Raw genomic sequence first — 25,971 nt, 5'->3', positions numbered from 1 at the left:
GGCGGCGGCGACCGTCAGTGGTCGTGCTCCTGCGGCTCGAGCGCAGCGACGAACGGGTGGTCGTGGTCGATCTCGCCCATCTTGGCGGCGCCACCGGGCGAGCCGAGCTCGGAGAAGAACTCCACGTTGGCCGTGTAGTACTCCTTCCACTCCTCCGGCGTGTCGTCCTCGTAGAAGATCGCCTCGACCGGGCAGACCGGCTCGCAGGCACCGCAGTCGACGCACTCGTCGGGGTGGATGTAGAGCATGCGCTTGCCCTCGTAGATGCAGTCGACAGGACACTCGTCGACGCATGCCCGGTCCTTGAGGTCGACGCACGGCTGTGCCACAACGTAGGTCATCGGGATCCTCCTGGGTGACGCGGTGAGGGTGGGGCAGACGGTGGTGCGGGCGGCCCGGGGCGAGAGCGCCCGTCGGCAGCGACCAGCCTAGTATCCCGAGGGTGTCGGACGCGCACGAACCCCACCACATGCTGGGACCTCACGTCGTCGGGGTGCGGGTCGTCGTCCGTCGTCTGGTGCGCGGCGAGACGGGCCCGAGCGGCGGTCCGGCGATGACCGACCTGCTCGGCATGTGCGAGGCGTTCGGCGACGGCGTCGTCGTCGTCCGGCCCGAGACCGGCGTGCCGGTGACCATCCCGCTCGACGACGTCGTGTCCGGCAAGCCGGTGCCGCCGCGCCCCTCGGCGCGCGACCGGGTGCCGGCGCGGACGGCGCAGCTGCGCGGCTTCGCCCTCTTCCCCGACCTGGTGACGGGCGAGGTCGGCGCGTGGGTGCTGCGCGACTCCGCCACGGCCACCGCCCGCCGCGCGAACTCGGTGCTGGCGTTCGGACCGTCGGGCGTCGACGACGACGTCGAGCGGGTCGTCGCGCACTACCGGCGTCCGGTCGCGGCCGTGCTCGCTGGCTCGCCAGAGGACGCGCGCCTGACCGGCCTCGGCTGGGTGCCCGAGTCGCACGAGGCCGACACGCTCTTCCAGGTCGCGGGCACCGCCCAGGTCGCCCGGGCGCTCCGCGGCGTCGACGACGGTGAGGTCGAGGTGACCGAGGACGACGGCCTCGGGGTGGCGCGGGTCGGCGAGGCGGCGTCCGGCGTCGCGGCCCACGACCAGGACTGGGTGGGCTTCCGCTCGCTCGAGGTCTCCCCCGCCCACCGGCGCCAGGGCCTGGCGCTGCGGGTGATGTCCGCACTGGTCGGCTGGGGCGCCGAGCGCGGCGCGACGACGGCCTACCTGCAGGTGCTCGCCGACAACGCGCCCGCGCTCGCGCTCTACGACCGGCTCGGGTTCCGCACGCACCACCGCTACCGCTACCTGGTGCCGGCGACCGTGCGCTGAGGGCGGCGCTCAGCGCGGCACGAGGCCCTCGTCGTCCGGTGGCGCGAGCGTGAGGACGGCGTCCTCGATGTAGACGGCCTGCTCGAGGTCGGCCTCGACGCGCCGGAAGCGCAGCGCCAGGTGGTCCTCGGTGTCGTCGCCGACGAGATCGACGGCGGCGACCACGAAGACCCGCTGCGGACCGACGTACTCGAGGTGCACGTAGGTGACGCGGTCGACCTCGGGGTGCTCGAGCAGCCCGGTCAGCACCCGCTCGCGCAGCGCCGGGTCGCCGACCTCGCCGACGAGGTACTCCATGTTGCGGCGCATCAGGAAGATCGCGACGGCCGCGAGCAGCAGGCCGATGGCGATCGAGGCGAGCGCGTCCCACACGGCGTCGCCGGTGAGCTGGTGCAGGGCGATGCCGGCCGCGGCCAGCACGATGCCGAGCAGGGCGGAGGAGTCCTCGAAGAACACCGCGCGCAGGGTCGGGTCGGAGGTCCGGGTGACGTAGCGCCAGGGGCGCAGCCCGAACCGCAGCGCGCGACCGCGCACCTGGGTGGCGGCCTGCACGAACGAGGTGCCCTCGAGCAGGAGCGCGACGCCGAGCACGACGTAGTTGATCGTGAACGAGACCTCCTCCTCGACCGGGTCGAGCAGGTCGGTGACGCCGGTCCAGATGGAGACGCCGGCCCCGGCCGAGAAGAGCCCGAACGCCGCCACCAGCGACCACGTGTAGGTGGCGCGGCCGTAGCCGCGCGGGTGCTGGTCGTCGCGGGGCCGGCTGCCGCGTCGTTCGGCGACGAGCAGGAACACCTCGTTGCCCGTGTCGGCCCACGAGTGCGCCGCCTCGGCCAGCATCGCGGCCGACCCGGTGAGGGCCGCGGCCACCGACTTGGCCGCCGCGAGCAGGCCGTTGGCGACCAGGGCGACGACGACGGTGACGACGGAGCCCTGCTGCTGGCCGGGGTCGTCGGTCCCGCTCACGTGACCACCCCGAAGATCCGCTCGGTGCGCGCCGCGAGCCACGGCCACGCCGTCCGGACGAGAAGCAGCACGAGCACGCCCGCCAGCACCATGCCGGCGATGTTTAGGCCCAGCTGCTGCAGCGAGCCCACGACCTCGTCGGGTTCGAGCACGGCGAGGCCCAGGGCGAGGTTGCCGAGCGCCGGCACCGTCGTGACGGAGATGAACACCCCGACCATCGTCGAGGCCCGTTGCAGCGCGACGGCCAGGGCGCCGGCCGCACCGGCCAGCACGCCGACGACGAACGACCAGTGGTCGGGGTGGTAGATGAAGCCGGTGTTGGGCCGTGGCCGCGTGACCAGGTCGTGGTCGACGAGGCCGAGCAGCACGCCGACCAGGGCCAGCACGGTGACGGCGAGCACGGCGAACACGAAGGACAGGACCACGAGGCGGGTGCTGCGCCAGAGCAGCCCGGGCCGCCCGAGCACGATGCCGGCGCTGATCGCGGTGATCGGACCGAACTCGGGGCCGACGACCATGGCGCCGACGACCAGGACCGCCGAGTCGGTGACGACGGCGATGGCGGCGAGCGCCACGGCGATCACCAGGAACAGGTGGTACGACAGCGTCGGCACGGCGCCGGCCTCGGCGGTGTCCTCGACGGCGTCCCAGATGACGGCGTCGTCGGGGTGCCCCGGGGCGCGGACCTCGAGCTCGTCGGCCAGGACGAAGGGCGTGCCGGTCGGCGTGCTGATCACGATGCCCCCGGTGCGGTGCACCCCGAGGTCGTGCAGCTCGTTCATCAGCAGGCCCGACGACTCACGGGCGACGTCGGCCTCGAGCAGGTCGCCGGGCGGCTTGAGGACGGCGCCCTCCTGCACGGTCACGTTGGTGACGTGGTCGTGCCCGAGGAGCAGCGCCTGGACGGCGGCGGACTGGTCGGCGGGGACCGTCAGCCGGAAGTGGGCGAGCACGTAGGCAGGCTATGCCCGCCCGCCTCACCTCACAGGCAGCGCGGCTGGAACGACGCGCGCGCCGGCCCGGGCCGGGTGAGCGCGTCGAGGGTGATCGAGATGGCCGGCGTGGAGACCGGGATGAACAGGTGCTCGGTCGGCTCGAACGGGCACTGCGCCTGCAGCGTCACGTTGGTGGTGTTGGGTCCGGCCGCGAGGTAGCCGGAGGTGTGCGGGACGACGACCTCGTCGTAGCGCGTGGTGACCGAGGTGTAGCTGACGTCGCCCGGGGTCTCGTCGCCGGCGTTGAGGTGGCGCAGGAACGCCGAGCCGGTGCCCTGATGCACGCACGCCGGGCAGGCCCAGCCGACGAGCAGCGAGATCGGGTTGAGCTCGCCGGCGGTGATCGCCGTGCCGTGGTTCGACGGCGCCAGCCCGACCAGGTCGTCGACGACGGCGGCGCCGCCGAGGAACTTGATGTAGTAGCGCGGCATCATGCCGCCCTGGCTGTGCCCGACGAACGAGACCTTGGCCGCGCCGGTGGCCGCGCGCACCCGGTCGACGAAGGTCTTCAGCTCGGCGGCCGAGGCCGCGATGTCGTTCAGCCCGCGGTTGCCGTAGTCGAGGGAGAAGACGCAGAACCCGGCGTCCTTGACGCTGCGCGAGAGCCGCTCGAGCAGGCTGCGCCGGTCGCCGCCCGTGCCGTGCACGAGGATGACCGGCGACGGCCGGGCCGCCGTCGGCTTGCAGGAGAAGTCGTTGGCGCCCGGCGGGTCACCGAACGGCGACGTCGGCAGGGTCGGTGCGGCCGTGACCGGGGCGGCGGCGGCCGCGGCACCGGGGACGGCGGCGGCGAGGCCCGTCGCGAGCAGGACAACAACCAGCAGGGATCCGAGAGTGTGGCGCATGCCACAGGACCTTACTGGCGAGTAGCGGATCGGTCGAGGGTGCGGTCCGGGACGCGCTCAGCCCCGATCGCCCTCGACCAGGGTCAGTTCCCGCCGCCGCCCGGCGGGTTGGACAGCGATCCCGGCGGACGGCAGATGACGGTGTCGGAGGCGATGTAGTCGGTGTGGAACTTCTCGCGCTTGACGACCTCGTCGGATCCGGGGCGCTTGAAGATGCGGGTGACGTCGACCTGGAAGCCGGAGTAGCCGGTGTTGGGCACGCAGTTGGTGGTGTCGAGCGTGCGGGTGCCGGGCGAGACGTAGGCGTAGCGGTCGGAGGTCACCTCGGTGATGTCCCAGATCTTGGTGGAGTACATCGAGACCGTGAGCTCGCCCTGTGACGACGGGGTCGACGGCGTCAGCTTCGCGCTGATCAGCACGCCGTACTCGGTGTCGTTGCGGAAGCGGAGGTCGACCGTGGGCCAGGCGACGGTGGCCTCGCGGCCGACCGGGTAGCGGTCGATGTAGACCGAGTGCGGCTTGTGCTCGATGTCCTCGAGACCGGCGTAGAACATCGCGTTGAACGTGGTGGTCGCCATCTGGGAGACGCCGCCGCCGAGGTCCTCGACGAAGATGCCGTTGCTGATGATGGTGCCGGTGGTGAAGCCGTTCTCGACCGTGCGCTCGCCGACGATGCCGTTGAGCGAGAAGACCTCACCGGGCTTGAGCAGCGTGCCGTCGACGATCTCGGCGGCGCGGCCGATGTTGACGTTGCGGTAGGTGGCGTAGGGGAAGTACGTGGTGAAGCTCGAGACCTGGCGCTTGACGCCGAGGGCGCGCGCGTCGGCGGTGGTGAACTCCGGCTGCTGCACGGTGCCCTGGATCTCGGCCGTGCGCTGGCCGTCGGGCTTCACGACGACGTCGAGCATGGCGGCGGCGAGGTCGTCGGGGGCGAACGTCACGCCGGGCTTGGCCTTGACCACCCGGGGCTTGCCGTCGCGCAGCTCGATGCGCGCGTCGACGGGCTCGCCCTTGCCGGCGGTGGCGGCGTCGACGGCGGGCTGCAGCTTCGCGGCGTCGACGACGAGCGCCAGCGCCCCGTCGCGCGCCTCGAACGACAGGGCCGGGGCGTACTGCTCGGGCGCGAGTCGCAGCTGGGCCGAGCCGACCTTGAGGGTGACCGGTCCGGACACGGCCGGGGTGGCGACGTCGTCGAGCGCCTGCTGGACGTCGTCGGCGTCGATGTCGGGCTCGAGCTCGGTGATCTCGAGCCTGGCCCGCTCGCCGGAGAGGTAGGCGGCCACGAGGGCGTCGGCGGCGGTCTCGGCGTCGATGCCGCGGCCGGGCTCGGGCTCGCTGACCTCGGGACGGCCGTCGACGAAGGTGATCGTGCCGTCGACCGGCTCGGTGCCGAGGTCGCCGGCGAGCCGGTCGACGGTGCGCTCGAGCGCGGCGTCGTCGACGGCGACGACGGGCTCGGCGTCCTCGCCCCCGGCGAAGTAGTCCCACAGCTCGCCCGGGTGCAGCGACTTCTCACGGCCCGCCGCCTCGACCGACGCCGGGTAGTCGACGCTGAGGCCGGCCTCGGCGGCGTCGACCTCCGCGGTGCTGCCGTCGACGGAGACCTCGACGGTGTCGGCGAGGTCGAGGCCGTCGCGCAGGGCGGCCTCGGCGTCGGCCGGCGTCTTGCCGCCGACGTCGACGCCGCCGATGGTGGTGCCACGGGCCAGCTTGTCGCCGGCGACGCCGTAGGCCGCCGCGTAGCCGCCACCCACGAGGAGGGCGAGCACGACGACCACCACGGTCACGAGCCGTCCACCGGCACGTTCCTTGCGCTCGTCGTTCACCCGGTCATCCTAAGGAGCCCGCGGTGGCGGCGGACGCAGAGGTCTCACCGTGACGATCCCGGCGATCAGCAGCACGAGCCCGTAGCCGAGCAGCGTGTAGCCGGCGAGGTCGGCCGCGACCAGGTAGCCGCCGCCCGAGCGCGGCAGCAGCGCGACGCCCAGCACGGCCACCCAGGACGTCGTGAACGCGAACCGCAGGCTCCACCCGCCGGGCAGTGCGTAGGCCCCGAGCGTCGTCGCGACGAGCCCGAGCGCGAGCCCGACCGGACGACCGTGGGTGAGCACCGACGCGGTGCCGACGGCGACACCGAGCGCGACGATCGCGACGGTCCGCGCGACCCGCAGCGGCCGACCGGCGGCCAGGTCAGGCTCCCGGCAGTCCGGCGAACAGGTCGGTCTCGAGCCCGTCGGGCCCGGCCGGACCGCGCGCGCCCTTGGCGATGCGGAAGTACTCGACGCCCCACGCCGTGGCCCCGACGTTGTTGGACAACGCGAAGAACGGCCCGTCGGTGGTGATCTGCGTGGCGTGTGCGGCCAGCGCGGCCATCTTCTTCTCGACGTGGGCGGTGGCGTCGACGGCGGCGGCCAGGTTCTCGTCGGCGGTGACGAACGGCGGCAGGGGCCCGTCGGGGTCCATGCCCTCGAACGACGTCGTGTCGCCGGCGTCGCGCATCGCCCGCAGGCCCTCGCGCATGCGCGACTCGGACATCGCACCCCAGTAGACCTTCGCGATCTCCCACGACTCGCCCAGGTCGGGTCGGTACGACGGCACCTCGGCCAGAGCGGCGGCGTAGGTGGCGACCCGGTGGGCCTGGATGTGGTCGGGGTGCCCGTAGCCGCCGAACTGGTCGTAGGTGACCAGCACCTGCGGTCGTACCTCGCGGATGATCGCGACGAGGTGGTCGGCGGCCTCGGTGAGGTCGGCCAGCCAGAACGCGTTCTCGGGCACCGACTCGCCGATGACGGCGTGGCCGTCGGCGTGCCAGGCCATGCCGGAGTCGTGGTAGCGCCCGAACCCGCCGAGGAAGCGGTGGTCGGTGACGCCGAGCTCGGCCATCGCCGCGGCCAGCTCGCCGCGACGGTGCTCGCCGAGCCCGCCGTCCTTGTCGTTGGCGAGGTGCTCGAGCTCGGGCACCAGCACCTCGCCCATCTCGCCGGCGGTGCAGGTGACGAGGGTGACGCCGCGACCCTCCGCGACGTACTTGGCCATGGTGGCGCCCTGGCCGATCGACTCGTCGTCGGGGTGCGCGTGCACCAGCAGCAGCCGCAGGTCGGGCGTTTCACTCATGGTCCCGAGAGTAATGATGAGCCGCATGAGGCTCGCCGTCGCGTCCGTGTCCGTCCTCGTGCTGCTGCCCCTGGCCGCCTGCAGCGACGACGAGCCCGACGACGCCCGCACCGGTGGCGGGGCCGGTGGCGGCCACCTCGCCGACGCGCTCGCCGTCGTCCCCGCGACCAGCGAGACCGTGCAGGTCGTCGACCGCAGTGCCGTGGCCGAGCGGCTCGGCATCACCGACGCCGAGCCCGACGACTACAGCTCGGCGATCGGCGGCGACGCCGTGGGCGGCACCGAGCTGGCCAGCTACCTGCGGGTGATGTCTGACGGCGGCGCCGCGTTCGACGAGCGCGACGTCGTGTGGGGCGTGTCCGGCACGGCGCCCGGCGGGCTGCCGTTCTCGGCCTACCGCCTCGACGCCGACGTCGACCTCGACCAGGTCGGCGACGACCTCGCGGAGACCGGGCGCACCGAGGACGAGGTCGCCGGACGGCGCCACCTGAGCGGGCTGCCGACCGAGGGCACGGGCGGCTACCCGCCGACCTTCCTCGACGTCTACCTCGACCCCGACCGCGACCTGCTCGTCACCGGCCCCGGCGGGCCGGAGGTGCTCTCGACCGTCGACGGCGACCAGGACTCGCTCGCCGGCTCGGGCACCGTCGAGACCCTGCTCGGCGACACCGACGACGTCGAGCTGGCCATCCTCGGCATCCCGGCGCGCTGCACCGGCGTCGGCGGCGCGATCGGCCGTCAGCTCACCCCCGACCAGGCCAGGGCCCTGGCCGAGCAGGTCGACGAGCTCGTCGCGCCGGTCGCCACCGCCTACCTGGCCACCGCCGAGGCCGACGGCGACGGCGTCGAGGAGCTCGTGCGGCTCCAGCACGCCGACGACGACGCCGCCGAGGCCGACCTCGAGGCCCGGCGGGCCTACCTCGACGAGGGGGTGATGATCGGCACCGGTGCCCCGTTCTCCGACATCGGCTCGGTCGAGCTCGAGCGCGACGGCTCGGTGCTGCAGGGCGTCCTCGAGCTCGAGCGGGCGGGCGGGGGCCGGCTGCTCGCGCTCAACGGCGACGGCCCGTTCGTCTGCTGAGCGCCCGTCATCAGCCGCCGTCGGGACGCTTGATCCGCTTCGGCTGCATCGGCAGCACCAGCGGCGGCAGGGCCGGGCCGGGCTCGTCGGCGTCGAACCAGCCGTCGTGCTCGTCGACGAGCAGCTCGAGCACGACGTCGGGGGCGTCGGTCGTGACCGCCCAGGGATGGTCCTCGTCGTCGTCCTCGCCGGCGAGGCGGTCGCGCTCGAGGTGCGCCCCGAAGCCCTGCGCCGCGAGCGCCGCGACGACCGCGCGGGCGTCGTCCTCGTCGAAGAAGACGCCGCGCCCGCTCACGTGAGCACCGCCCGCAGCGCCTCGAGGAAGGGCCGGTCGGGCTCGAGCCAGTCGACGTCGTCGAGGTCGGCCGCGCCGACCCAGCGCAGCCGGTCGTGCTCGGTCGGGTAGGGCGCGAAGACCTCGACCGAGCAGCGCGCGACGCGCAGCTCGTGGGTCTCGGCGATCGGCGCGACGCCGTCGAGCCAGGCCTCGACCCGGACGACGACCCCGAGCTCCTCGCCGACCTCGCGCACGAGCGCCTCGTCGGGCGTCTCGCCGTCCTCGACCTTGCCGCCCGGCAGCTCCCACCGGCCGGCCGCCGCGGGTGGCGTCGTCCGGCGGCAGGCGAGCAGCCGGCCCTCGCGCACGATCGCCGCGCCCACCACCGCTCGTCTCACGGGCGCGGCCACCGGGCGAGCTGGCGCGACTGCGCGACGAGCCGGCCGGCCGCGTCCCAGACCTCGCAGTCCTCCTCGAACAGTCCGGCCGACGTCGTCCGGCTCGCGTGGACGACGCGCAGCCAGCCCGGCGCGGGGCGGGCGCGCAGGTGCGCGGTGAGCTCGATGGTGGGGGCCCAGCCCATGGCGCCGTGGGTGAAGCTCACGGGCGGGAGCGCGTCGAGCACGAGCAGGAGCGCGTAGACGTCGGGCTCGCGGTCGTCCTCGAGCCGGAACCAGGCGCGCAGGCGGCCCGAGCCGTCGGGCCGCCCGACCGCCCAGCCGACGTCGTCGGGGTGGAAGCGCATGTCGAATCGCGACAGCAGGGTGGCGGTCTCGAGGTCGACCGGCGCCGCCTTGTTGGACACGCACTGCTCGAGCGGCGGCAGGTCGGGCGCGAGCGCCGAGGTGCGGAACCCGCCCTCGGCGTCGGCGCCCGCGAGGTCGCCGAACGAGGCCAGCGCGGCGATGCGGACGTCGTCGCCCTGGCGCAGCTCGGCCGACGCCGTCGCCACCGACCCGCCGTCGCGCAGCACCCGCACGTCGACCTCGGCCGGCCCGGGCCTCGACGCCGAGAGGTAGGTGGCGCTCACCGCGAGCGGGTCGGGCTTGCCCGGCACCGCCGCGCCGACCGCCCGCGCGATCGTGGCCAGCAGGTAGCCGCCGTTGAGCCCGCCGCCGATCGACCAGCCGGCGCCGAGGTCGGCGCGGTAGCGGCCCGCCCCGTCGGGCACGACGGTGGTGGCGGCGTCGAAGACTGAGGTCACGCTCGGAGGGTACTGAGTCGGGGTTCGCCCCCGGGCCCGTGCCGGGTGGGCGACACTGGTGCGACCCCAGGAGCCCCCTTGACCGACGTCCGACCCGCCCACCGGCACCCGCGCGCCCCGATCGCGGTGGGCGTCGCGCTGCTGGTGGTCGCGCTCGCCTCGACGGTGGCGCCCGGGCTCGGCGTCGAGGTGCGCAACGACGTCTCCGCCGTCGTGAACGCCTCGGCCGCCGTGCTGGGCATCGTCGGCGCCCGGCGGCACGCCACCACCGGACGTCGGCTGGTGCTGCTGGTCGCGCTCGCCCTCGGCGTCAGCGCGCTGGGCGACCTGGTCTACGCGGTCGACTCCAGCCTGCGCACGGTGCCCGACGCCTCCCCGGCCGACGTGCCCTACCTCGTCGCGGTGCTGGTGCTCTGCGTTGCGCTGTTCCTCGCCGCGACCGACGGGCCGGGGCACGGCTTCGACGTCGACGCCGTCATCGACACCCTCAGTGTCGTCGCGATGTCGGCACTCGTGCTGTGGCAGCTGCAGACCCGCACGTCGTCCGGCGACGAGGGACTCGCGCAGGTCGTGCAGACCGCCTACCCCGTGCTCGACGCCGTCGCGCTCGGGCTGCTCCTGCGCGTGAGCTTCAGCGGCCACGTGCACCCGTGGGGGCACCGCCGCCTGGTGATCGGCCTCGGGTGCTGGCTCGGCGCCGACCTGCTCGTGCTGGTGGGTCTGTCGGGCAACGACGACCGCTGGCCCAACGTCGTGTGGATGTTCGGCAGCGTGCTGCTCGCCCTGTCGCTGTGGCAGTCGCGCGACACCCCGCCGGGCCAGGGCCGTCGGGTCACCCTCGCGGGCCGGGTCTCGGTCGCGATCCTGCCACTGGCGGTGCCGCCGCTGCTCCTGCTGGCCGACGGCGAAGCCGCGCAACGTTCGCGCCCCCTGATCCTGGTCGTCACGCTGGTGCTGCTCGGGCTCGCGTTCACCCGCACGGTCCGCATCCTGCGCTCGGAGAAGCTCGCCCGCGAGGAGGCGGTCGCGGCCTCGCGGGCGAAGTCGGACTTCCTGGCGATGATGAGCCACGAGATCCGCACGCCGATGAACGGTGTGCTCGGCCTGTCCTCGCTGCTGCTCGCCAGCGACCTCGACGACCGTCAGCGCCGCTACGCCGAGGGGGTGCAGAGCACCGGGCAGGCGCTCCTGGCGATCATCAACGACCTGCTCGACTTCGCCAAGATCGAGGCCGGGCGCATCGACATCGAGCACACCGACCTCGACGTCGCCGCGCTGCTCGAGGAGGTCGCGGGCCTCGTCGTCGAGCCGATGCGCACCGACGAGGTGCGCACGCGGGTGCGCTGCGACGTGCCGCCGGTGCGCGGCGACGGCGCCCACCTGCGCCAGGTGCTCATCAACCTGGCCGCCAACGCGGTGAAGTTCACCCCGCGCGGCGAGGTGCTGCTGACGGCGTCCGTCGTCGGGCAGCCCGAGGTGCCGGAGGGGCCGGACGACGTCGTCCGGGTGCGGTTCGAGGTGCACGACGACGGCATCGGCATCGACCCCGCCGACCTGGCCCGGGTCTTCGAGCCGTTCGCCCAGGCCGACGCCTCGACCACGCGCGAGTTCGGCGGCACCGGCCTCGGCCTGTCGATCAGCCGGCAGCTGGTCGCGGCGATGGGCGGCACGCTCACCGCCGACAGCACGCCGGGGCAGGGCAGCGTTTTCCGCTTCGACCTCGACCTCGGGCGGGCGGTGGAGCCGCCGCCGGTCCGGGTGCTCGTCGTCGAGGACGGCGAGGTCAACCAGATCGTCGCCGAGGGCATCGTCGAGCACCTCGGCCACGTGGTCGTCACCGACCCGGCCGAGCCGCACGACGTCGCGCTCGTCGACGACGCGGGCGGCTACGCCGGGCCCGCGCCGACCGTCGTCGTCCAGCGGCCGCTGCGGCCCGACGACCTGCGCACCGCGCTCGGCGCGGCTCTGTCAGGCTGAGGTCGTGGACGACCTCCGCCGGATCGGCAGCGAGCCCGACCCGCGCTACTCGCTGGCCAACGAGCGCACGTTCCTGGCCTGGGTGCGCACGGTGCTCGCCGTCGTCGCCGGCGCGGTGGCCCTCGAGTCGCTCGAGCTGCCCGAGGGCGCGGCGCTGCGCGCGGTGGTCGTCGTCGCCCTCCTGGCCTTCGCCCTCACCATGGCCCTGCTGGCCTACCGGCGCTGGCGTCGTGTCGAGCGCGCGATGCGCCTCGGCGAGCCGCTGCCGCCGTTCACGCTCGGGCTGGTGATGACGGCCGGCCTGGTCGTCGCCATCGTCGTGCTCGGGCTCGTGCTGCTGCTCTGACCGACGCTGCCGCCGCCGGGCCGGCTACTCAGCGGCGCGCACCTGCACGGTCGAGCCCGGCGCGACGACGGTGCCCGGCCGGGGCTCGACGTCGATGACCTCGCCCGGCGGGCGCTGCATCCGGTCGAGCTGCGGCAGCAGCTCGACCTCCAGGCCGAGGGCCTCGAGCCGTCGCACGTAGGCGTCGTCCGCCCGGCCCCCGTCGGCGCCGAGGTCGGCGAAGCCGGGGACGCCGACCCGGTCGTCGAGCCGCACGACGCCGTCGAGCAGCTCGTCGACGCGCTCCCTCGACACCGTCGACTCCACCGTGAACAGCGCGTCGTCGTCGGGCAGGTAGACCTGGGCCGAGGTGATCGGGCTGCCGCCCAGGGCGGGGTCCTGCGTCATCTCGGCGACCGGAGAGCGGAGCGCCGGCACGCCGTCGACCTCCGTGGCCGCCCACGCGGAGGTGTCGACCTGGCGGCCCGGGTCGACCCGCACGACGTCGGTGTCGTCGGGGAACACCGACAGCATCATGCAGCCGACCCCGCTCGCGCCGACCACGTAGGTGCTCGTGGTGGGGGTGCCGTTGCACTCCACCTCGTCGGGCGCCCACTCCTCGGGCACGGCGATCGCGGCCCGCCCGAGACCGACGTAGCGGTAGCCGGCCGGCGCGACGTCGGGCTCGGTGGCGACGACGTCCTGGCCGCCGTCACGAGCGGGATCGTCGCCGGCGACCACCTGGGCGACGCCGAGGCCGCCCACGACGGCGACCACGGCGGCCGCGGCACCGGCGGCCAGGCCGCGGCGGCGGCGCGTGCGGGTGGCGGACGTCGTCATCTCGGCGACGGGGGCCGGTCCGACCGGCACGTCGCCCACGCGGTGCTCCAGCGCCTCCATGAGGTCCTGCTCGTCCATCATGCTCCCCTCCGGGTCTCGTGGTCGGACAGCTCGGGATCGACCGCCATGGCGGCCAGGGCCCGCGAGAGCCGGCTCTTGACGGTGCCGGGCGCGACCCTCAGGGTCTCGGCCATCTGCACCTCGGTCTGGTTCAGGTAGTAGCGCAGGACGACGGCCACCCGCTGGTCGCGGGTGAGGTTGTCGAGCGCCCGCTCGACCGAGTCGCGCAGCACGAGGTCGTCGGTGCCGTCCGGCACGGCGACGGCCGGTCCCTCCGGCACGGTCTCGGTGGGCCTCTCGGCGTTCCACCGGCGACGTCGTCCGTCGGTGAAGGTGTTGACGAGCACCCGGTAGACGTAGGCGTCGCGGTCGTCGGCACGCCGCACCTGCCGCCACTTGACCAGGCAGCGGGTCAGCGCGGTCTGGGTGACGTCCTCGGCCTCGTGCGCCGAGCAGCCGAGCAGCACGGCGGCGCGCACGAGGCGGGGCCACCGGGCGGCGACGTACTCGCCGAACTCCGCGTTGCGTTCATCGGTCGATGAGCTCATGTCCCGAGGACGCGCGAGCCACCCGTCCGGGTTCCCGGGTCGTCGGGAGAGTCCGGTGGGAGACGAACCCGGCCACCGACGACGACGCCGCCCGCCCCGCGAACGGGACGGGCGGCGTCGGAGGCGGTCAGGGGCGGTCGGCCTCGTCGGGCACCGCCGGCTGCTCGGCCTCGGTCTCGGCCTTCTGGGGCCGCATCAGGCTGAGGATCACCGAGCCCGCCAGCACCACGACGATGACGGCGAGGCTGAGCTGGGTCGGGATGTGCGGGATCGACTCGTCGATCACCTCGTGCGAGGCCTGGAAGATCAGCTTCACACCGATGAAGGCCAGGATGATCGCCAGGCCCATGCCGAGGTAGTGGAACTTGTCGAGCATGCCGGCCAGCAGGAAGTACAGCGCGCGCAGACCGAGGATGGCGAAGGCGTTGGAGGTGTAGACGATGAACAGGTCGTCGCTGACGGCCAGCACGGCGGGGACGCTGTCGACGGCGAAGAGCAGGTCGGCCGCCTCGATCGCGACGACGACGGCGAGCATCGGGGTGCCGACGCGCTTGCCGGCCTCCTTGATGAAGAACTTCGTGCCGTGGTACTCGTCGGAGACCGGGATGACCTTGCGCATGAGCCGGATGGCGAGGCTGGTGCTCGGGTCGTACTCGTCGTCGTCGCCCCGGAACAGCTTGTAGGCGCTGTAGAGCAGGATCGCGGCGAAGACGAACAGGATGGCCGTGAACTGGCTGACCACCGCGACGCCGAGGGAGAGGAAGATCGCGCGGAAGACCAGCGCGCCCATGACGCCGTAGAACAGCACGCGGTGCTGGTAGGCGGCCGGGACCTTGAAGTAGGCGAAGATCAGGGCGAAGACGAACAGGTTGTCGACCGAGAGGCTCTTCTCCAGCAACCACGCGGTGAAGTAGTCGACGCCTGCGGAGCCGTCGTCGCCGGCGGCGATCGCCGCCTGGGTGGGCTCGACGAAGATGAACACTACGACGCCGAAGACGACGGCGAGCGCCACCCAGCCGACGCTCCACCAGGCCGCTTCCTTGAACCGGATGACGTGGGCGTCACGGTGGGCCAGCAGGTCGATGGCCAGGGCGACGACGACGGTGACGCCGAAGCCGATCCACAACCAGGTTGGGACGTCGTACACGGAGGGCTCCTCACGAACGGCGGATCATGGAACTCAGAACACAAGGATGGCTGGCCGGAGGCCCTTCGGACGAGGGCGGAACACAGACGAGTCCGCGAGGCGGGATTGCCGGGTCCCGGCAATCTGCCGGGAGGGTCACGACCAGTCGACGAGACGCGCCGCCAGCACCGCGGCGTGCAGGGTGAAGCGTTGCGACGGGTCCGTGGGGTCCAGGCCCAGGACGTCGCCGATGCGCTGCAGCCGGTAGGTGACCGCACGTACCGAGAGGTGCAGTCGCGCCGCCGTCGCCGTGGTGACCCCGCCGCTGGCGAAGTAGGCGTCCAGGGTCTCGAGCATCGGCTGGGCGCCGCCGCGGGCCAGTCGCAGCGGCCCCAGCACGCTGGTGATCAACTCGTGGGTGGCGTCGGGGTCGCGGAGCAGCATCTCGTAGACCAGCAGGTCGGCGGAGTCGACGACGTGGGAGCGCAGCCCCAGCCGCCGCGCGACGTCCAGGGCCCCCAGCGCCTGCTCGTAGGAGACCCGGACGGCGGCCGCACCGGCGCGCGCCCGTCCGACCGCGGCCTGCCACCGCCCTCGGCCCGGCGCACCCGGCGAGGTGGACGGCGAGGGGGCCGGCTCGGGGCCGGCGCCACGCTCGACGTCGTGCATGACGGCGGTGAAGCGCTCGCCCACGAGGCCGATGCTCGCGCGATCAGGAGCCGCGAAGATGCACACGAGCAGCCCGTCCTTGACCGCGACGAGAGGATGCGCGTCACCGAGCCGGCCGCCGAGCGCCGTCTCGACGCGGCGCGGCAGCGACGTCCAGGAAGGGTCCTCGAAGCCGCGCTCGTGGCGCGCTACCAGCACGCCGTGCGGACTCACCAGGTCGAGCCCGAGGTCGCGGGCACGGCCGGTGGCGTCGTCGGCCGGCGGGCCTCCGGCCAGCAGCAGGTCGAACACCTCGCGGCGCATCGACTCCTGGTGCCGGGACAGGTCGTTGCGGGCCAGCTGGAACCCCTCGGCCAGCGCCGCCACGGCGTCGTCGCCGGCGCGCAGCATCGACAGCCCGGCGGCTCGCACCCGGGCGGGGTCGGCGCTGTGCACGGCCGAGTCGGGCACGAGGTCGAGCTCCTCCCACAGGCGCCAGCAGGCCGAGAGGTACAGGTCGAGCAGGGCCCGCAACGGCACCCCGGCGAGGGCGGCGCTCGCGCCGTGTCGCTCGCAGGCGCGCAGCTCGGCGCGACGCAGCCGTCGGCCGGACGCGACGGCGTCGACCGCGATGGCCAGGAAGTCGCCCAGCAGCTCGGGCGCGACCCCGCCGGCGTCCTGTGCCGCCCCGGCGGCTACTCGATCCAACCGCGGCACACCACACCCCTTTGCCGACACCGGGCAACCACGTCCGCCCTCATCCTGCCAGGCCGACCGGTCTGCGGCCATGGGACGACGGCGCCGGGTGCGCCGGGTCAGGCGGTGCCGGGAGCGCCCAGCGCGGTCGCGAGGCGCAGAGCCTGGCGGGCCTCGTCGGGCCGGGCGGCACGCTCGAGCGTGCGGGAGAGGAGCAGGGCGGCGTAGGCCTCGGTCGGCGACTCGGCGAGCACGGCCCGCGCGGCGCTCTCGGCCCGGCCGAGCTGGGCGGAGTGGTAGTAGGCGCGGGCCAGGAGCAGTCGGGCGTCGGTGAGCGAGTGCCCGACCCAGTCGCCGCAGTCGTCGTCGGCGGCGACGTCCATCAGCAGGGTCTCGAGGGTGCGGGCGGCGCCGTAGTAGTCCTTGAGCTCGAACTGACGGCCGGCGCGGTGGAACTGCTCGTAGCGCGTCATGTCGCTACAACGCCACGACGCGCCGCTTGTTCCCGGCCTCAACCGGCCTCGAGCACCCGCGACAGGAAGCGCCGGGTGCGCTCCTCCTGCGGGTCGGTGAGCACCTCGGCGCCGCCCCGCTCGGCGACGACGCCGTCGCTGAGGAACAGCACCTGGTCGGCGACGTCGCGAGCGAATCGGATCTCGTGGGTGACGATGATCATCGTCCAGCCCTGCTGCGCGAGGTCGCGGACGACGGCCAGCACCTCACCGACCAGCTCGGGGTCGAGGGCCGACGTCGGCTCGTCGAGCAGCACCACCTCGGGCTCGAGGGCCAGGGCCCGCGCGATGCCGACCCGCTGCTGCTGGCCGCCGGAGAGCTGGCTCGGGTAGGCCGCCTCGCGACCGGCGAGACCGACCTGCTCGAGCAGAGCGCGGGCCTTCTCCTCCGCCTCGGCCGCCGGTCGCTTCTGCACCTGCACGGGGCCCTCGGTGATGTTGGCCAGCACGGTCTTGTGGGGGAACAGGTGGTGGCTCTGGAACACCATGCCGCTGCGCGAGCGCAGCCGTCGCACCTGGCGCGCCCGCTCGCCCCGGCCCACGGTGGCACCGAAGTCGACCTCGGCGTCGGCGATGCGGACGACGCCGGCCTCGGGCGTCTCGAGCACGTTGAGCGAGCGCAGCACGGTGGTCTTGCCCGAGCCCGAGGGGCCGAGCAGCGCCGTGCAGGTGCCCCGCTCGGCGGTGAAGCCGACGTCGCGGAGCACCACGTTGTCGCCGAAGGCCTTCTGCAGGCCGGTGACCTCGACCAGGTTCGTCATACCGAGTACTTCCCCAGCTTCTTCTCGAGCCTGCCCTGCCCGACGGACACGACGAAGCAGATGACCCAGTAGTAGGCGGCCGCGAGCAGGTAGAGCGCCATGTAGTTGCCGGCGTTCTGGGCGACCTTGTCGGCCTCGCGGAGCAGCTCGTTGACGAGCACCACCGAGGCGAGCGAGGTGTCCTTGATCAGCGACAGCAGGGTGTTCGACAGTGGCGGCACGGCGATGCGCGAGGCCTGCGGCAGCACGATGCGCCGCATCGTCTGGCGGTAGTCCATGCCGATCGTGGTGGCGGCCTCGAACTGGCCGCGGGGCACCGAGAGGATCGAGCTGCGGATGATCTCCGCGGCGTAGCCGCCGACATTGAGGCTGAAGGCCACGCAGGCGGCCACGAGGCTCGGCAGGTCGATGCCGATCTGCGGCAGGCCGAAGTAGATGATGAACAGCTGCACCAGCAGCGGCGTGCCGCGGATGATCGAGATGTAGACCCGCGCCGGCGCCCGCAGCCACCGCGACGACGACATCCGGGCCAGCGCCGTCACGAGGGCGATGGCCAGCCCCACCACGAAGCTGATCACGGTCAGCGGGATCGTGCCCTTGATCGCGCCCCACACCATCGGCCCCGCGGCCTCCTGCACGAGGTCCCACGAGGTGGTCCCGCCGGTGCCCTCGGGGTCGGCCTCGCCGCCGTCCTCGACCGAGACGTCGGCCTTGAAGTACTTCTCGGAGATCTCGCGCAGCGTGCCGTCGGCGGCGAGGCGCTGCAGCGCCTGGTCGGCCCGGTCGCGCAGCGCCTGCTCGTCCTTGCGGAAGACCAGCGCCTGGCGGCTGATCTCGTCGTCGACGTCGGCGACGATCTTGATGCCCGGGTCGCGCTGGGAGGCGAGGAAGTCGAGCACCGCGATGTTGTCGTTGATGACGACGTCGACCTGGCCGTTGCGCAGCAGCAGCGCCTGCTGGGCGAAGGAGTCGACGGACTGCACGTCGGCGCCGGCGTCGCGGGCGACCTCGGCCCAGTTGCTCGTCTCGGACTGCGCGGCCCGCTTGCCGCGGACGTCGTCGATCGAGGTGATGTCGTCGTTGTCCTCGGCGGTGACGATGACGCCGCGCGAGTAGGTGTAGGGCCGGGTGAACAGGTAGCGCGACGCGCGCTCGGGGTTGATGGTGATCTGGTTGGCGATCGCGTCGATGCGCCCGGCGTCGAGCTCGGGGAAGAGGGAGTCGAAGCCGCCCTCGACGAAGTCGACGTCGAGGCCGGCCTCGTCGGCCACCGCGCGCATGACGTCGATGTCGTAGCCGGTCAGCCGGCCGCCGTCCTCGTAGCTGTAGGGCCGGTAGGTGCCCTCGGTGCCGACGCGGATGGTCTGCCGGTCCTCACCGTCGGCCGCCGTGGCCGGTCCGGCCGGGCCGACCAGCACCAGCGCCGCGACGGCACCGAGCAGCAGGACGGCGACCGCGCGGGCCCGAGGTCTCGTGGTTCTCACGTCATCCACCTTCTAACTCTTGCGAGTCAGTCAAGTTAGCAGCGATAGACCGCTCGCCGGGTCCGACCCCTCATCCTGCCCGCGCGCGGGCCGTCCGACCACGCCCCTCGGCGTCGGCGTCCGCACCCGGATCGCGGCGGCTAGCGGGCCGCCGCGGCCAGGACGGCGTCGGCCACCCGCCGCGCGACCTCGGTGCCGCGGGGCCGAGCACCCCGCAGGCGCATGGCCAGGCACCCGGAGACCACCAGCGACAGCTCGTCGGCCACCTCCGACGCCCGCGACCCGACCACCGGCCCGGCCAGGTCGCGCAGCCGGTCGCGCAACGTGGCCGAGTCGGCCTCCAGCGCGGCGGCCAGGACGGCGGGCGGGTCGGCGTACTCGGCGGCCGCCCCGAGGAAGGCGCACCAGCGGGCCCCGGTGGGGCGGGCGTGGAAGACCTCGAGTGCGTCGAAGACCGCCAGCACCCGGGACCGGTCGTCGGGGGCGGCGGCCACGGCGTCGTCCCAGACCGCGAGCCACTCGCCGAGGCGCCGCTCGAGCGCCGCCGCGACGAGCTCCTCCTTGCTGCCGTAGGCGCGGTAGAGCGTCGCCGGGGACACCCCGGCGCGCTCAAGGACGGCGTCGACCGGGGTGGCCGTGACGCCCCGGGTGAAGAACAGCTCGTCGGCCGCGTCGAGCAGCCGCGCGCGCGTGCTGGCTCGGCTGACCACCCGTCCAGCGTAGACGGTCAAAGTGAAACGTGCGTTATCGTTTCGGGATGCGTCGCTCCGACCTCGCCCTCGTCCTGGCCGGCACCGGCCTGATCGCCGGCACCTACGGGTTGGTCCGCCTGGCCTACGGCCTCTACCTGCCGGACGTCGACGCCGACCTCGGCCTCGGCGCCGACCTCGGCGGGTGGACCGCCGCCGGCGGCTCGGTCGCCTACTGCGTGGGCGCGGTGACCGGCGTCGTGGCCTCGCACCGGCCGCGCGCCCTGGTCGCCGGGGCGGTGCTGACGGCGTCGGTGGGCTCGGTGGCCATGGCCGTCGCCCCGGGCGCCGGGCTGTTCGTGCCGGCCGCGGTCGTGGCCTCGACTTGCGCCGGCCTCGCCTCCCCCGGCCTGGTCGCCCTCGTCGCGCGCACCGTCGAGGCAGGACGACGCGACCGGGCCCAGGCCTGGGTCAACGCCGGCACGGGCCCTGGTCTCGCAGCGGCCGGCGCGCTCGCCCTGGTCCTGCTGCCGCACTGGCGGCCGGCCCTCGTGGTGGCGGCCGCGTCGACCGCGGCGGCGGGCATCGCCGTCCTGGTGCTCGACCGCGGGACGTCGGCCGCGCCGGCCCGGGCGTCCGCGCCGCTGCTCCGCCAGGCCCGACTCCTCCTGCGCCCCGCGGTGGCGGCCGTCCTCCTCGGCGCCGGCTCGGCCGCGGTGTGGACCTACGGCCGCAGCCACCTCGTGCGCGAGGGCGCCGGCACCGACGGCTCCACCCTGGCCTGGGTCGCGCTGGGGCTGGGCGGCACGGCGACCGTGCTCACCGCGCGACGGCTGGGCCGACTGCGCGCCGCCGAGGCCTGGCGGGTGACGTCGGTCGCGGTCGCGGTGTCGATCGCCGCGCTCGCGCTGCTCGGCGGCTCCACCGTCGCCGGGGTCACGGCGTGCGCGGCGTTCGGCTGGGCGTACGTGGCGGCGTCGTCGGCGCTGATCACCTGGGCCGGCGAGCGGGTCGCCGACGACCCGGCCGCCGGCACCGCGGTGCTGTTCGTCGCGCTGGTCGCGGGCCAGGCCGCGGGAGCCGCGCTCGGCGGCGCCGTCGCCGACGCCGTGGGGTTGCGCACGGTGCTGCTCGGCTCCGCCGCGATCGCCCTGACGGCGGCCGCGGCGGCCGGGACTCAGCGGTCGCGCTGGAACACGTCGGGGATGCCGTCGAGGTCGTCGTCGCGCGTCTCCTCGACCTCGATCCGCCGGTAGACCCGGTTGCGGGCCCGCAGCACCACCGAGGCCAGCAGCGCCGCGAGCAGGGAGCCCACGAGCACGCCGATCTTCACGTGGTCGTCGCGCTCGCTGCCGGCCCCGAACGCGAGCTCGCCGATGAGCAGCGACACGGTGAAGCCGATGCCGGCCAGCATCGCGAGACCGATGACGTCGAGCCACGACAGCTCGTCGTCGAGGTCGGCCCTGGTGAACGTGGCGAGCAGCCAGGTGAACCCCGCGATGCCGAGGGTCTTGCCGAGCACGAGGCCGGCCACGATGCCCATGGCCACGGGGTCCTGCAGCGAGTCGACCAGGCCGTCCCAGCCACCGACGGTGACACCGGCGGCGAAGAACGCGAACACGGGGACGGCGACACCGGCGCTGATCGGTCGGATCAGGTGCTCGAGGTGCTCGGCCAGGCCCGGCCCGGCGTCCGGCCCGCCGGCGGCCTCGCTGCGCAGCACCGGCACGGTGAACCCGAGCAGCACGCCGGCGACGGTGGCGTGCACGCCCGACTCGTGCACCAGGGCCCAGGCGACGACGGCTAGCGGCACCAGCAGCCACGGCGAGCGGATCCGCTTCTGCACCAGGAAGCCGAAGGCGACGATCGGCAGCAGGGCCAGACCGAGGTAGGCCAGGTGCAGCTCGTCGGTGTAGAAGATCGCGATGATCGAGATGGCCAGCAGGTCGTCGACCACGGCGAGGGTGAGCAGGAACGTGCGCAGGCCGCTCGGCAGGTGCGTGCTGATCACGGCCAGGATCGCCACGGCGAACGCGATGTCGGTGGCCGTGGGGATCGCCCAGCCCTCCAGGCCGCCGCCGGCCCCGAGGTTGAACAGCACGAAGATGAGGGCGGGCGCCGCCATGCCGCCCATCGCGGCCACCACGGGCAGGGCCGCGCGGCGCGGGTCGCGCAGGTCGCCCGCGACGAACTCCCGCTTGAGCTCGAGGCCCACGACGAAGAAGAAGATGGCCAGCAGTCCGTCGGCGGCCCAGGTGGCGAGGCTGAGGTCGAGGTGCAGCGACGCCGGGCCGACCCGGACGTCGCGCAGCGACTCGTAGGCGTCCGACCACGGGCTGTTGGCCCACACGAGCGCGACGACCGCACCGACGATGAGCAGCATGCCGCCGGTGGTCTCGGCGCGCAGGATCATGGCGATGCGGGAGTGCTCGAGGAACGACCCGCGCGAGAACAGGCGGTGCGGGCGGACAGGGCTGGACGAGGGGCCAGTCATGGTGTGCTCCTGGGGTCGACGAGACGGAGCCGACCAGACTTCCCGGCGCACCGCGCACCATCCTACCGAGCGCCGGACCCGGCGCCGACTTGAGTCCGACGCTGCGTCGCAGTCTGTGATGGCGTCATGACCCGGACGTCGCTCGCCTACCTCGCCTCCTACGGCCTCAGCATGCTCGGCAACTCAGCGGCCGCCGTCGTGCTGCCGCTGGTCGTGCTGCAGGCCACCGGGAGCGCCCTCGACGCCGGGGTCGTGGCGGCCGCGACGGCGGTGCCCGCCGTGGTCGCCGGGCTGGTGATGGGCGGCGTCGTCGACCGGGTGCACCGGCGCACGGCGTCGGTCGTGACCGACCTGGTGTCGGCGGCGGCGGTCGCCGCACTGCCCCTCGTCGACCTGGTCACCGGGCTGTCGGTCGGCTGGTTCGTGCTGTTCGGCGTCATCGGGTCGTTCGGCGACGTACCGGGACTGACGGCCCGCGAGGCGCTGCTGCCCGGCGTCGCCGCCCGCAGCGGTCTCACCGTCGACCGTCTCGTCGCCCTTCGTGAGGGCACGGGCGCGGTCACGATGCTGGTCGGCCCGGCGGTCGGCGCCGGGCTCGTCGTCCTGCTCGACGGCCCGGGGGCGCTGTGGGTGACGGCGGGGACGTCGGCCGCCGCCGCGCTCGTGACGCTGGCCCTGCCCCGCGAGGTGGGCGCGATCGACCCGACGACGCCGCCGCCCACGTCCCGACTGGCGCACCTGCGGGAGGGCTGGACCGTGCTGCTCGGCAGCCCGTTCCTGCGCGCCGTCACGCTGCTCAACCTGGTGCTCGCCATCGTGCTCACCGCCGTCCAGGGCCTCGTGCTCCCGGTGCACTTCACCGCGCTCGGGCAGGAGGGGCGGCTCGGGCTGGTGCTCAGCTCGCTCGCGCTCGGCCTGCTCGTCGGGGCAGGGGTCTACGCCGGCGTCGGGTCCCGGCTGTCGCGCCGCACCTGGTTCGTCGCGGGCATGACCGGTTCGATCGCCGGGATCGCGCTCATCGGTGCGCTGCCCCCGGTCGGGCTGGTGCTCGCCGGCGCCGTCGTCCTCGGCGTCACGGGCGGGCTGCTCGGCACCGTGACCGGTGCACTGATGACCGAGCGGATCCCCGACCACGTGCGGGGACGGGTGACCGGCACCCAGAACGCCGTGCTCACCGCCGCCCCGTCGCTCGGCGTGCTCGGCGCCGGCGTCGCCGTCGAGGTCGGCTCGTTGGCGCTGGCCGGCTGGCTCGTCGTCGGTCTCTGGACGGCGTGCGTCGCCGTCGCACTCCTTGCTCCGTCGTTGCGCGACCTGGAACCGGCCCCCGAGCCGGTGGTTCGATGAACCCCATGCGAAGCAAGGAGGTCGCCGACCTGGCCGGCGTCTCGGTGCGCACGCTGCGCCACTACCACCAGCTCGGCGTGCTGCCCGAGCCCGAGCGCGGTTCGAACGGCTACCGCCACTACGGCCTCGCGCACGTCGCCACGCTGCTGCGCATCCGCCGTCTCACCGAGCTCGGCGTGCCGCTCGAGCGCGTGCCCGAGATGCTCGACGACGCCGCACCCCCGGAGGCGTCGTCCGAGGTGCTGCTCGAGCTCGACCGCCGGCTCGCCCTCCAGGTCGAGCGGATCGAGGCGCAGCGTCGCGAGATCGCCCGCCTGCTCGACGAGGGGCGTCGTCCCGACCTGCCGCCGGGGCCGTCGACGGCCGACCTCGTCGCATCCGTGAGCCCCGAGATCGCCGCGCTGGAGCGCGACGCGGGCGTCGTCCTGGCCGGGTTCGCCGGTGCCGCGCACGCCGGCGACCTCCGTCGCCTGGCCGAGGCAATCGCTGCCGCCGACGCCGGCGGCGCCCTGACCGCGATCACCGCACGGCTCCGTGACCTCGCGCCCGACGCGCCGGACGACGAGATCGCCTCGGTCGCCCACGACTACGCCGCGCTGCTCGACGACGCGATCGGCGACCTCCACGCCAGTCGCACCTGGCAGCTCCTGCTCGCCGCGCAGCCCGGGCAGCTGCCCTCCCTCGACGACGACCCTCGTCTCAACGCCGCTCAGCTGGAGGCGATGCGGCTGCTGGGCGAGCACCTCGAGGCGTGACCGCGCCCTTGCCGCCGCAGGCCCGCCGCACCTACCGTTACTTCGTGTCACAGACAACCGGCCGCACGGTCACCACCGACGACGGCATCGACCTCGCGGTCCACGAGCAGGGCCCGACCGGCGCCGCGACCGTCGTCCTGGTGCACGGCTATCCCGACGACCACACGGTCTTCGACGGCGTCGCCGCCGAGCTCGAGCACCGCTTCCGCGTCGTGCGCTACGACGTCCGCGGCTGCGGGGCCTCCGGCGTCCCCACGTCGACGCGCGGCTACGCCCTGCCGCGCCTGGCCGCCGACCTCGGCGCGGTGCTCGACGCCGTCAGCCCGCACGAACCCGTGCACCTGGTCGCGCACGACTGGGGCTCGATCCAGGCGTGGGAGGCGGTCACCGACCCTGCGTTCGCCGACCGGCTGGCGTCGTTCACCTCGATCTCCGGGCCCAGCCTCGACATGGCGGCCATCTGGTTGCGTGGTGGCGCACGCCGTCCCGGGGCTGCGCTGACGCAGCTGGCGCACTCCTACTACGTCGGCCTGTTCCAGCTGCCGGTGCTGCCCGAGCTCGCGGCCCGGCACGGCCTCGTCGGCGCGCTCGTCACGCGATCGGCCCGCGCCGGCACGCCGTGGGCCCGCCGACGTCCGCGACTCACGCCCGCGGTCGACGACGCCGTCAACGGCATCGAGCTCTACCGCGCGAACATCGGGGCCCGCCTGGCCCGGCCACGACCGCGGCGCACCGGCGTGCCGGTGCAGGTGCTCGCGCCCACGCACGACCCGCACGTGACCACGGCGCTGCAGACCGAGGCGCCGCGCCCGTTCGTCGACCGGCTGCACACCCGGTCGATCGTCGGCAACCACTGGGTCGTGACGCAACGACCCGCCATGGTGGCGGCCAAGATCACCGAGTTCATCGACCACGTCACGGGCGGGCCTCTGCCGCGGTCGCTGCGCCCGGCCCAGGAGCGACCCGACGGAGATTTCGGCGGACAGCTCGTCCTGGTCACCGGCGGTGGCAGCGGCATCGGCCGCGCCACCTGCCTCGAGCTCGCCCGTCGAGGCGCCGACGTCGTCGTCGCCGACATCGACGAGACCACCGCCAAGGAGACCGCCACCCTCGTCGCCGAGACCGGCCGTGAGGCGTGGGCCTACACTCTCGACGTCGCCGACCCCGAGGCCTGGGACCGCCTCGCCGAGCAGGTGACGACGGCGCACGGGGTGCCCGACGTCGTGGTCAACAACGCCGGCATCGGCATGGGTGGCGCGTTCCTCGACACCAGCGTCGACGACTGGCGGCGCATCATCGACGTCAACCTGTGGGGCGTCATCCACGGCTCGCGCGTGTTCGGACGCCTGCTCGCCGAGCGCGGCGAGGGCGGTCACGTCGTCAACGTCGCGAGCGCCGCCGCGTTCGCGCCGAGCCGGATCATGAGCGCCTACGGCACGACCAAGGCCGCCGTCCTGGCGCTCACCGAGTCGCTGCGGGCCGAGCTGTCCTTCGCCGGAGTCGGGGTCACGGCCGTGTGCCCCGGCTTCGTCGACACCAACATCTCCCGCACGACGCGGTTCGTCGGCACCGACGACGCCGAGCAGGCCCGGCTGAGCGCGCGCCAGCAGGCGTCCTACCGGCGACGCAACTACACCCCCGAACGGCTGGCACGCCATCTCGTCGACGCGGTCGTGGCCGACAAGCCGGTCGCCGCCATCAGCGCCGAGGCGCGCTTCTTCCAGCTCGGGCACCGCTACGTCCCGGCCCTCACCCGCCGGCTCGCGCGGCTCGACCTCAACCAGGTCTGAGCACCGACCGTCGGACCGGTGCCGTCGGAGGTGGGCCGGACATGACGGTGGCCCTGGAGCAAAGGGTCTCCAGGGCCACCAGGCGCCAGGTTCCCCCCGGATCC

The 25,971-nt window shown here is 73.9% G+C and carries 27 protein-coding genes; 8 read left to right on the top strand and 19 right to left on the bottom strand.

Annotation, left to right across the window (positions count from 1 at the left end):
- Window positions 1-14: 14 nt before the first annotated feature.
- Window positions 15-341, bottom strand: a complete 327-nt coding sequence (gene fdxA, locus ABFT23_RS06295) for a ferredoxin (RefSeq protein WP_347893368.1) — start codon at window positions 339-341, stop codon at window positions 15-17.
- A gap of 128 nt (window positions 342-469) precedes the next feature.
- Here fdxA and ABFT23_RS06290 point away from each other — a divergent pair, with 128 nt between their 5' ends.
- On the top strand, window positions 470-1,336 hold the full coding sequence (locus tag ABFT23_RS06290) for a GNAT family N-acetyltransferase (protein ID WP_347893366.1): 867 nt from the start codon (window positions 470-472) through the stop codon (window positions 1,334-1,336).
- Window positions 1,337-1,345: 9 nt separating this feature from the next.
- Here the strand turns inward: ABFT23_RS06290 and ABFT23_RS06285 are convergent, their stop codons facing one another.
- The 6 genes from ABFT23_RS06285 to mshB all read right to left on the bottom strand — a co-directional run bounded on the left by ABFT23_RS06285 (window position 1,346) and on the right by mshB (window position 7,256).
- Entirely contained in the window at window positions 1,346-2,302 is a 957-nt protein-coding gene (locus tag ABFT23_RS06285) for a cation diffusion facilitator family transporter (protein WP_347893364.1), read from the bottom strand.
- Window positions 2,299-3,255, bottom strand: a complete 957-nt coding sequence (locus tag ABFT23_RS06280; RefSeq protein WP_347893362.1) for a DUF389 domain-containing protein — start codon at window positions 3,253-3,255, stop codon at window positions 2,299-2,301. Before ABFT23_RS06280 ends, ABFT23_RS06285 begins: the two co-directional genes overlap by 4 nt.
- Window positions 3,256-3,284: 29 nt before the next feature.
- Entirely contained in the window at window positions 3,285-4,142 is an 858-nt protein-coding gene (locus ABFT23_RS06275) for an esterase/lipase family protein (RefSeq protein ID WP_347893360.1), read from the bottom strand.
- 83 nt (window positions 4,143-4,225) lie between these two features.
- Entirely contained in the window at window positions 4,226-5,968 is a 1,743-nt protein-coding gene (locus tag ABFT23_RS06270) for a VanW family protein (protein ID WP_347893359.1), read from the bottom strand.
- A 9-nt stretch (window positions 5,969-5,977) separates the two neighbouring features.
- Window positions 5,978-6,253, bottom strand: coding sequence for a hypothetical protein (locus ABFT23_RS06265; RefSeq protein ID WP_347893357.1), 276 nt, complete (start codon window positions 6,251-6,253; stop codon window positions 5,978-5,980).
- A 79-nt stretch (window positions 6,254-6,332) separates the two neighbouring features.
- On the bottom strand, window positions 6,333-7,256 hold the full coding sequence (gene mshB / locus ABFT23_RS06260; protein ID WP_347893356.1) for an N-acetyl-1-D-myo-inositol-2-amino-2-deoxy-alpha-D-glucopyranoside deacetylase: 924 nt from the start codon (window positions 7,254-7,256) through the stop codon (window positions 6,333-6,335).
- 25 nt (window positions 7,257-7,281) lie between these two features.
- On the opposite strand from mshB, the gene ABFT23_RS06255 reads away from it, so the two are divergent.
- Window positions 7,282-8,337, top strand: a complete 1,056-nt coding sequence (locus ABFT23_RS06255; protein WP_347893355.1) for a hypothetical protein — start codon at window positions 7,282-7,284, stop codon at window positions 8,335-8,337.
- A gap of 10 nt (window positions 8,338-8,347) precedes the next feature.
- Here ABFT23_RS06255 and ABFT23_RS06250 read toward each other — a convergent pair whose 3' ends face one another.
- The 3 genes from ABFT23_RS06250 to ABFT23_RS06240 are packed head-to-tail and all read right to left on the bottom strand — an operon-like array spanning window position 8,348 to window position 9,818.
- Window positions 8,348-8,632, bottom strand: coding sequence for a hypothetical protein (locus ABFT23_RS06250; RefSeq protein WP_347893354.1), 285 nt, complete (start codon window positions 8,630-8,632; stop codon window positions 8,348-8,350).
- Complete coding sequence (locus ABFT23_RS06245; protein ID WP_347893353.1) at window positions 8,629-8,997, bottom strand: (deoxy)nucleoside triphosphate pyrophosphohydrolase; 369 nt, start codon at window positions 8,995-8,997, stop codon at window positions 8,629-8,631. Before ABFT23_RS06245 ends, ABFT23_RS06250 begins: the two co-directional genes overlap by 4 nt.
- Before the next feature lie 11 nt (window positions 8,998-9,008).
- Window positions 9,009-9,818: an acyl-CoA thioesterase gene (locus ABFT23_RS06240; protein ID WP_347893352.1), complete on the bottom strand. Its 810-nt coding sequence runs from the start codon at window positions 9,816-9,818 to the stop codon at window positions 9,009-9,011.
- A 78-nt stretch (window positions 9,819-9,896) separates the two neighbouring features.
- On the opposite strand from ABFT23_RS06240, the gene ABFT23_RS06235 reads away from it, so the two are divergent.
- Window positions 9,897-11,795, top strand: a complete 1,899-nt coding sequence (locus ABFT23_RS06235; protein ID WP_347893351.1) for an ATP-binding protein — start codon at window positions 9,897-9,899, stop codon at window positions 11,793-11,795.
- Window positions 11,796-11,799: 4 nt separating this feature from the next.
- Window positions 11,800-12,141 (top strand): YidH family protein, encoded by a 342-nt coding sequence (locus ABFT23_RS06230; protein ID WP_347893350.1) that lies wholly within the window; start codon window positions 11,800-11,802, stop codon window positions 12,139-12,141.
- Window positions 12,142-12,165: 24 nt separating this feature from the next.
- Here ABFT23_RS06230 and ABFT23_RS06225 read toward each other — a convergent pair whose 3' ends face one another.
- The 8 genes from ABFT23_RS06225 to ABFT23_RS06190 all read right to left on the bottom strand — a co-directional run bounded on the left by ABFT23_RS06225 (window position 12,166) and on the right by ABFT23_RS06190 (window position 19,505).
- Window positions 12,166-13,038, bottom strand: a complete 873-nt coding sequence (locus ABFT23_RS06225) for a PASTA domain-containing protein (RefSeq protein WP_347893349.1) — start codon at window positions 13,036-13,038, stop codon at window positions 12,166-12,168.
- Complete coding sequence (locus ABFT23_RS06220) at window positions 13,038-13,568, bottom strand: SigE family RNA polymerase sigma factor (protein WP_347893348.1); 531 nt, start codon at window positions 13,566-13,568, stop codon at window positions 13,038-13,040. The genes ABFT23_RS06225 and ABFT23_RS06220 overlap by 1 nt, the downstream gene beginning before the upstream one ends.
- 127 nt (window positions 13,569-13,695) lie before the next feature.
- Window positions 13,696-14,715: a TerC family protein gene (locus tag ABFT23_RS06215; protein ID WP_347893347.1), complete on the bottom strand. Its 1,020-nt coding sequence runs from the start codon at window positions 14,713-14,715 to the stop codon at window positions 13,696-13,698.
- A 135-nt stretch (window positions 14,716-14,850) separates the two neighbouring features.
- Window positions 14,851-16,050 (bottom strand): PucR family transcriptional regulator, encoded by a 1,200-nt coding sequence (locus tag ABFT23_RS06210; protein ID WP_347893346.1) that lies wholly within the window; start codon window positions 16,048-16,050, stop codon window positions 14,851-14,853.
- A gap of 107 nt (window positions 16,051-16,157) precedes the next feature.
- Window positions 16,158-16,511, bottom strand: coding sequence for a tetratricopeptide repeat protein (locus ABFT23_RS06205; RefSeq protein WP_347893345.1), 354 nt, complete (start codon window positions 16,509-16,511; stop codon window positions 16,158-16,160).
- Window positions 16,512-16,549: 38 nt separating this feature from the next.
- Window positions 16,550-17,311 carry an amino acid ABC transporter ATP-binding protein gene (locus ABFT23_RS06200; RefSeq protein ID WP_347893344.1) on the bottom strand — a complete coding sequence of 254 codons (762 nt, stop codon included), beginning with the start codon at window positions 17,309-17,311 and terminating at the stop codon, window positions 16,550-16,552.
- Window positions 17,308-18,804, bottom strand: coding sequence for an ABC transporter substrate-binding protein/permease (locus ABFT23_RS06195; RefSeq protein WP_347893343.1), 1,497 nt, complete (start codon window positions 18,802-18,804; stop codon window positions 17,308-17,310). The genes ABFT23_RS06200 and ABFT23_RS06195 overlap by 4 nt, the downstream gene beginning before the upstream one ends.
- A gap of 131 nt (window positions 18,805-18,935) precedes the next feature.
- Entirely contained in the window at window positions 18,936-19,505 is a 570-nt protein-coding gene (locus tag ABFT23_RS06190; protein WP_347893342.1) for a TetR/AcrR family transcriptional regulator, read from the bottom strand.
- A gap of 47 nt (window positions 19,506-19,552) precedes the next feature.
- On the opposite strand from ABFT23_RS06190, the gene ABFT23_RS06185 reads away from it, so the two are divergent.
- Window positions 19,553-20,740, top strand: a complete 1,188-nt coding sequence (locus tag ABFT23_RS06185) for an MFS transporter (RefSeq protein ID WP_347893341.1) — start codon at window positions 19,553-19,555, stop codon at window positions 20,738-20,740.
- Here ABFT23_RS06185 and nhaA read toward each other — a convergent pair.
- Window positions 20,662-21,978 carry a Na+/H+ antiporter NhaA gene (gene nhaA / locus ABFT23_RS06180; RefSeq protein ID WP_347893340.1) on the bottom strand — a complete coding sequence of 439 codons (1,317 nt, stop codon included), beginning with the start codon at window positions 21,976-21,978 and terminating at the stop codon, window positions 20,662-20,664. The genes ABFT23_RS06185 and nhaA overlap by 79 nt on opposite strands.
- Window positions 21,979-22,104: 126 nt before the next feature.
- Here nhaA and ABFT23_RS06175 point away from each other — a divergent pair, with 126 nt between their 5' ends.
- Genes ABFT23_RS06175 through ABFT23_RS06165 form a run of 3 tightly spaced genes read left to right on the top strand, consistent with a single transcriptional unit; the run spans window position 22,105 to window position 25,867 of the window.
- Window positions 22,105-23,322 (top strand): MFS transporter, encoded by a 1,218-nt coding sequence (locus tag ABFT23_RS06175; protein ID WP_347893339.1) that lies wholly within the window; start codon window positions 22,105-22,107, stop codon window positions 23,320-23,322.
- Window positions 23,319-24,077 carry a MerR family transcriptional regulator gene (locus ABFT23_RS06170; RefSeq protein WP_347893338.1) on the top strand — a complete coding sequence of 253 codons (759 nt, stop codon included), beginning with the start codon at window positions 23,319-23,321 and terminating at the stop codon, window positions 24,075-24,077. The genes ABFT23_RS06175 and ABFT23_RS06170 overlap by 4 nt, the downstream gene beginning before the upstream one ends.
- Window positions 24,078-24,121: 44 nt before the next feature.
- The gene (locus tag ABFT23_RS06165) at window positions 24,122-25,867 is read left to right on the top strand and encodes an SDR family oxidoreductase (RefSeq protein ID WP_347893337.1); all 1,746 of its coding nucleotides are present in this window, start codon (window positions 24,122-24,124) and stop codon (window positions 25,865-25,867) included.
- Window positions 25,868-25,971: the final 104 nt, after the last annotated feature.

The sequence above is a fragment of the Nocardioides secundeburneus genome, assembly GCF_039939255.1.
GTDB lineage: Bacteria > Actinomycetota > Actinomycetes > Propionibacteriales > Nocardioidaceae > Nocardioides.
Note: the sequence above shows the minus strand (reverse complement) of the source record. Positions and strands in the feature narration are given on the sequence as shown.

Excerpts from the sequence above, each read along its gene's own strand:
- fdxA (WP_347893368.1), bottom strand. The coding sequence starts at position 341 with ATGACCTACGTTGTGGCACAGCCGTGCGTCGACCTCAAGGACCGGGCA.
- ABFT23_RS06290 (WP_347893366.1), top strand. The coding sequence starts at position 470 with ATGCTGGGACCTCACGTCGTCGGGGTGCGGGTCGTCGTCCGTCGTCTG.
- ABFT23_RS06275 (WP_347893360.1), bottom strand. The coding sequence starts at position 4,142 with ATGCGCCACACTCTCGGATCCCTGCTGGTTGTTGTCCTGCTCGCGACG.
- mshB (WP_347893356.1), bottom strand. The coding sequence starts at position 7,256 with ATGAGTGAAACGCCCGACCTGCGGCTGCTGCTGGTGCACGCGCACCCC.
- ABFT23_RS06255 (WP_347893355.1), top strand. The coding sequence starts at position 7,282 with ATGAGGCTCGCCGTCGCGTCCGTGTCCGTCCTCGTGCTGCTGCCCCTG.
- ABFT23_RS06225 (WP_347893349.1), bottom strand. The coding sequence starts at position 13,038 with ATGGACGAGCAGGACCTCATGGAGGCGCTGGAGCACCGCGTGGGCGAC.
- ABFT23_RS06220 (WP_347893348.1), bottom strand. The coding sequence starts at position 13,568 with ATGAGCTCATCGACCGATGAACGCAACGCGGAGTTCGGCGAGTACGTC.
- ABFT23_RS06205 (WP_347893345.1), bottom strand. The coding sequence starts at position 16,511 with ATGACGCGCTACGAGCAGTTCCACCGCGCCGGCCGTCAGTTCGAGCTC.
- ABFT23_RS06200 (WP_347893344.1), bottom strand. The coding sequence starts at position 17,311 with ATGACGAACCTGGTCGAGGTCACCGGCCTGCAGAAGGCCTTCGGCGAC.
- ABFT23_RS06185 (WP_347893341.1), top strand. The coding sequence starts at position 19,553 with ATGCGTCGCTCCGACCTCGCCCTCGTCCTGGCCGGCACCGGCCTGATC.
- nhaA (WP_347893340.1), bottom strand. The coding sequence starts at position 21,978 with ATGACTGGCCCCTCGTCCAGCCCTGTCCGCCCGCACCGCCTGTTCTCG.
- ABFT23_RS06175 (WP_347893339.1), top strand. The coding sequence starts at position 22,105 with ATGACCCGGACGTCGCTCGCCTACCTCGCCTCCTACGGCCTCAGCATG.
- ABFT23_RS06170 (WP_347893338.1), top strand. The coding sequence starts at position 23,319 with ATGAACCCCATGCGAAGCAAGGAGGTCGCCGACCTGGCCGGCGTCTCG.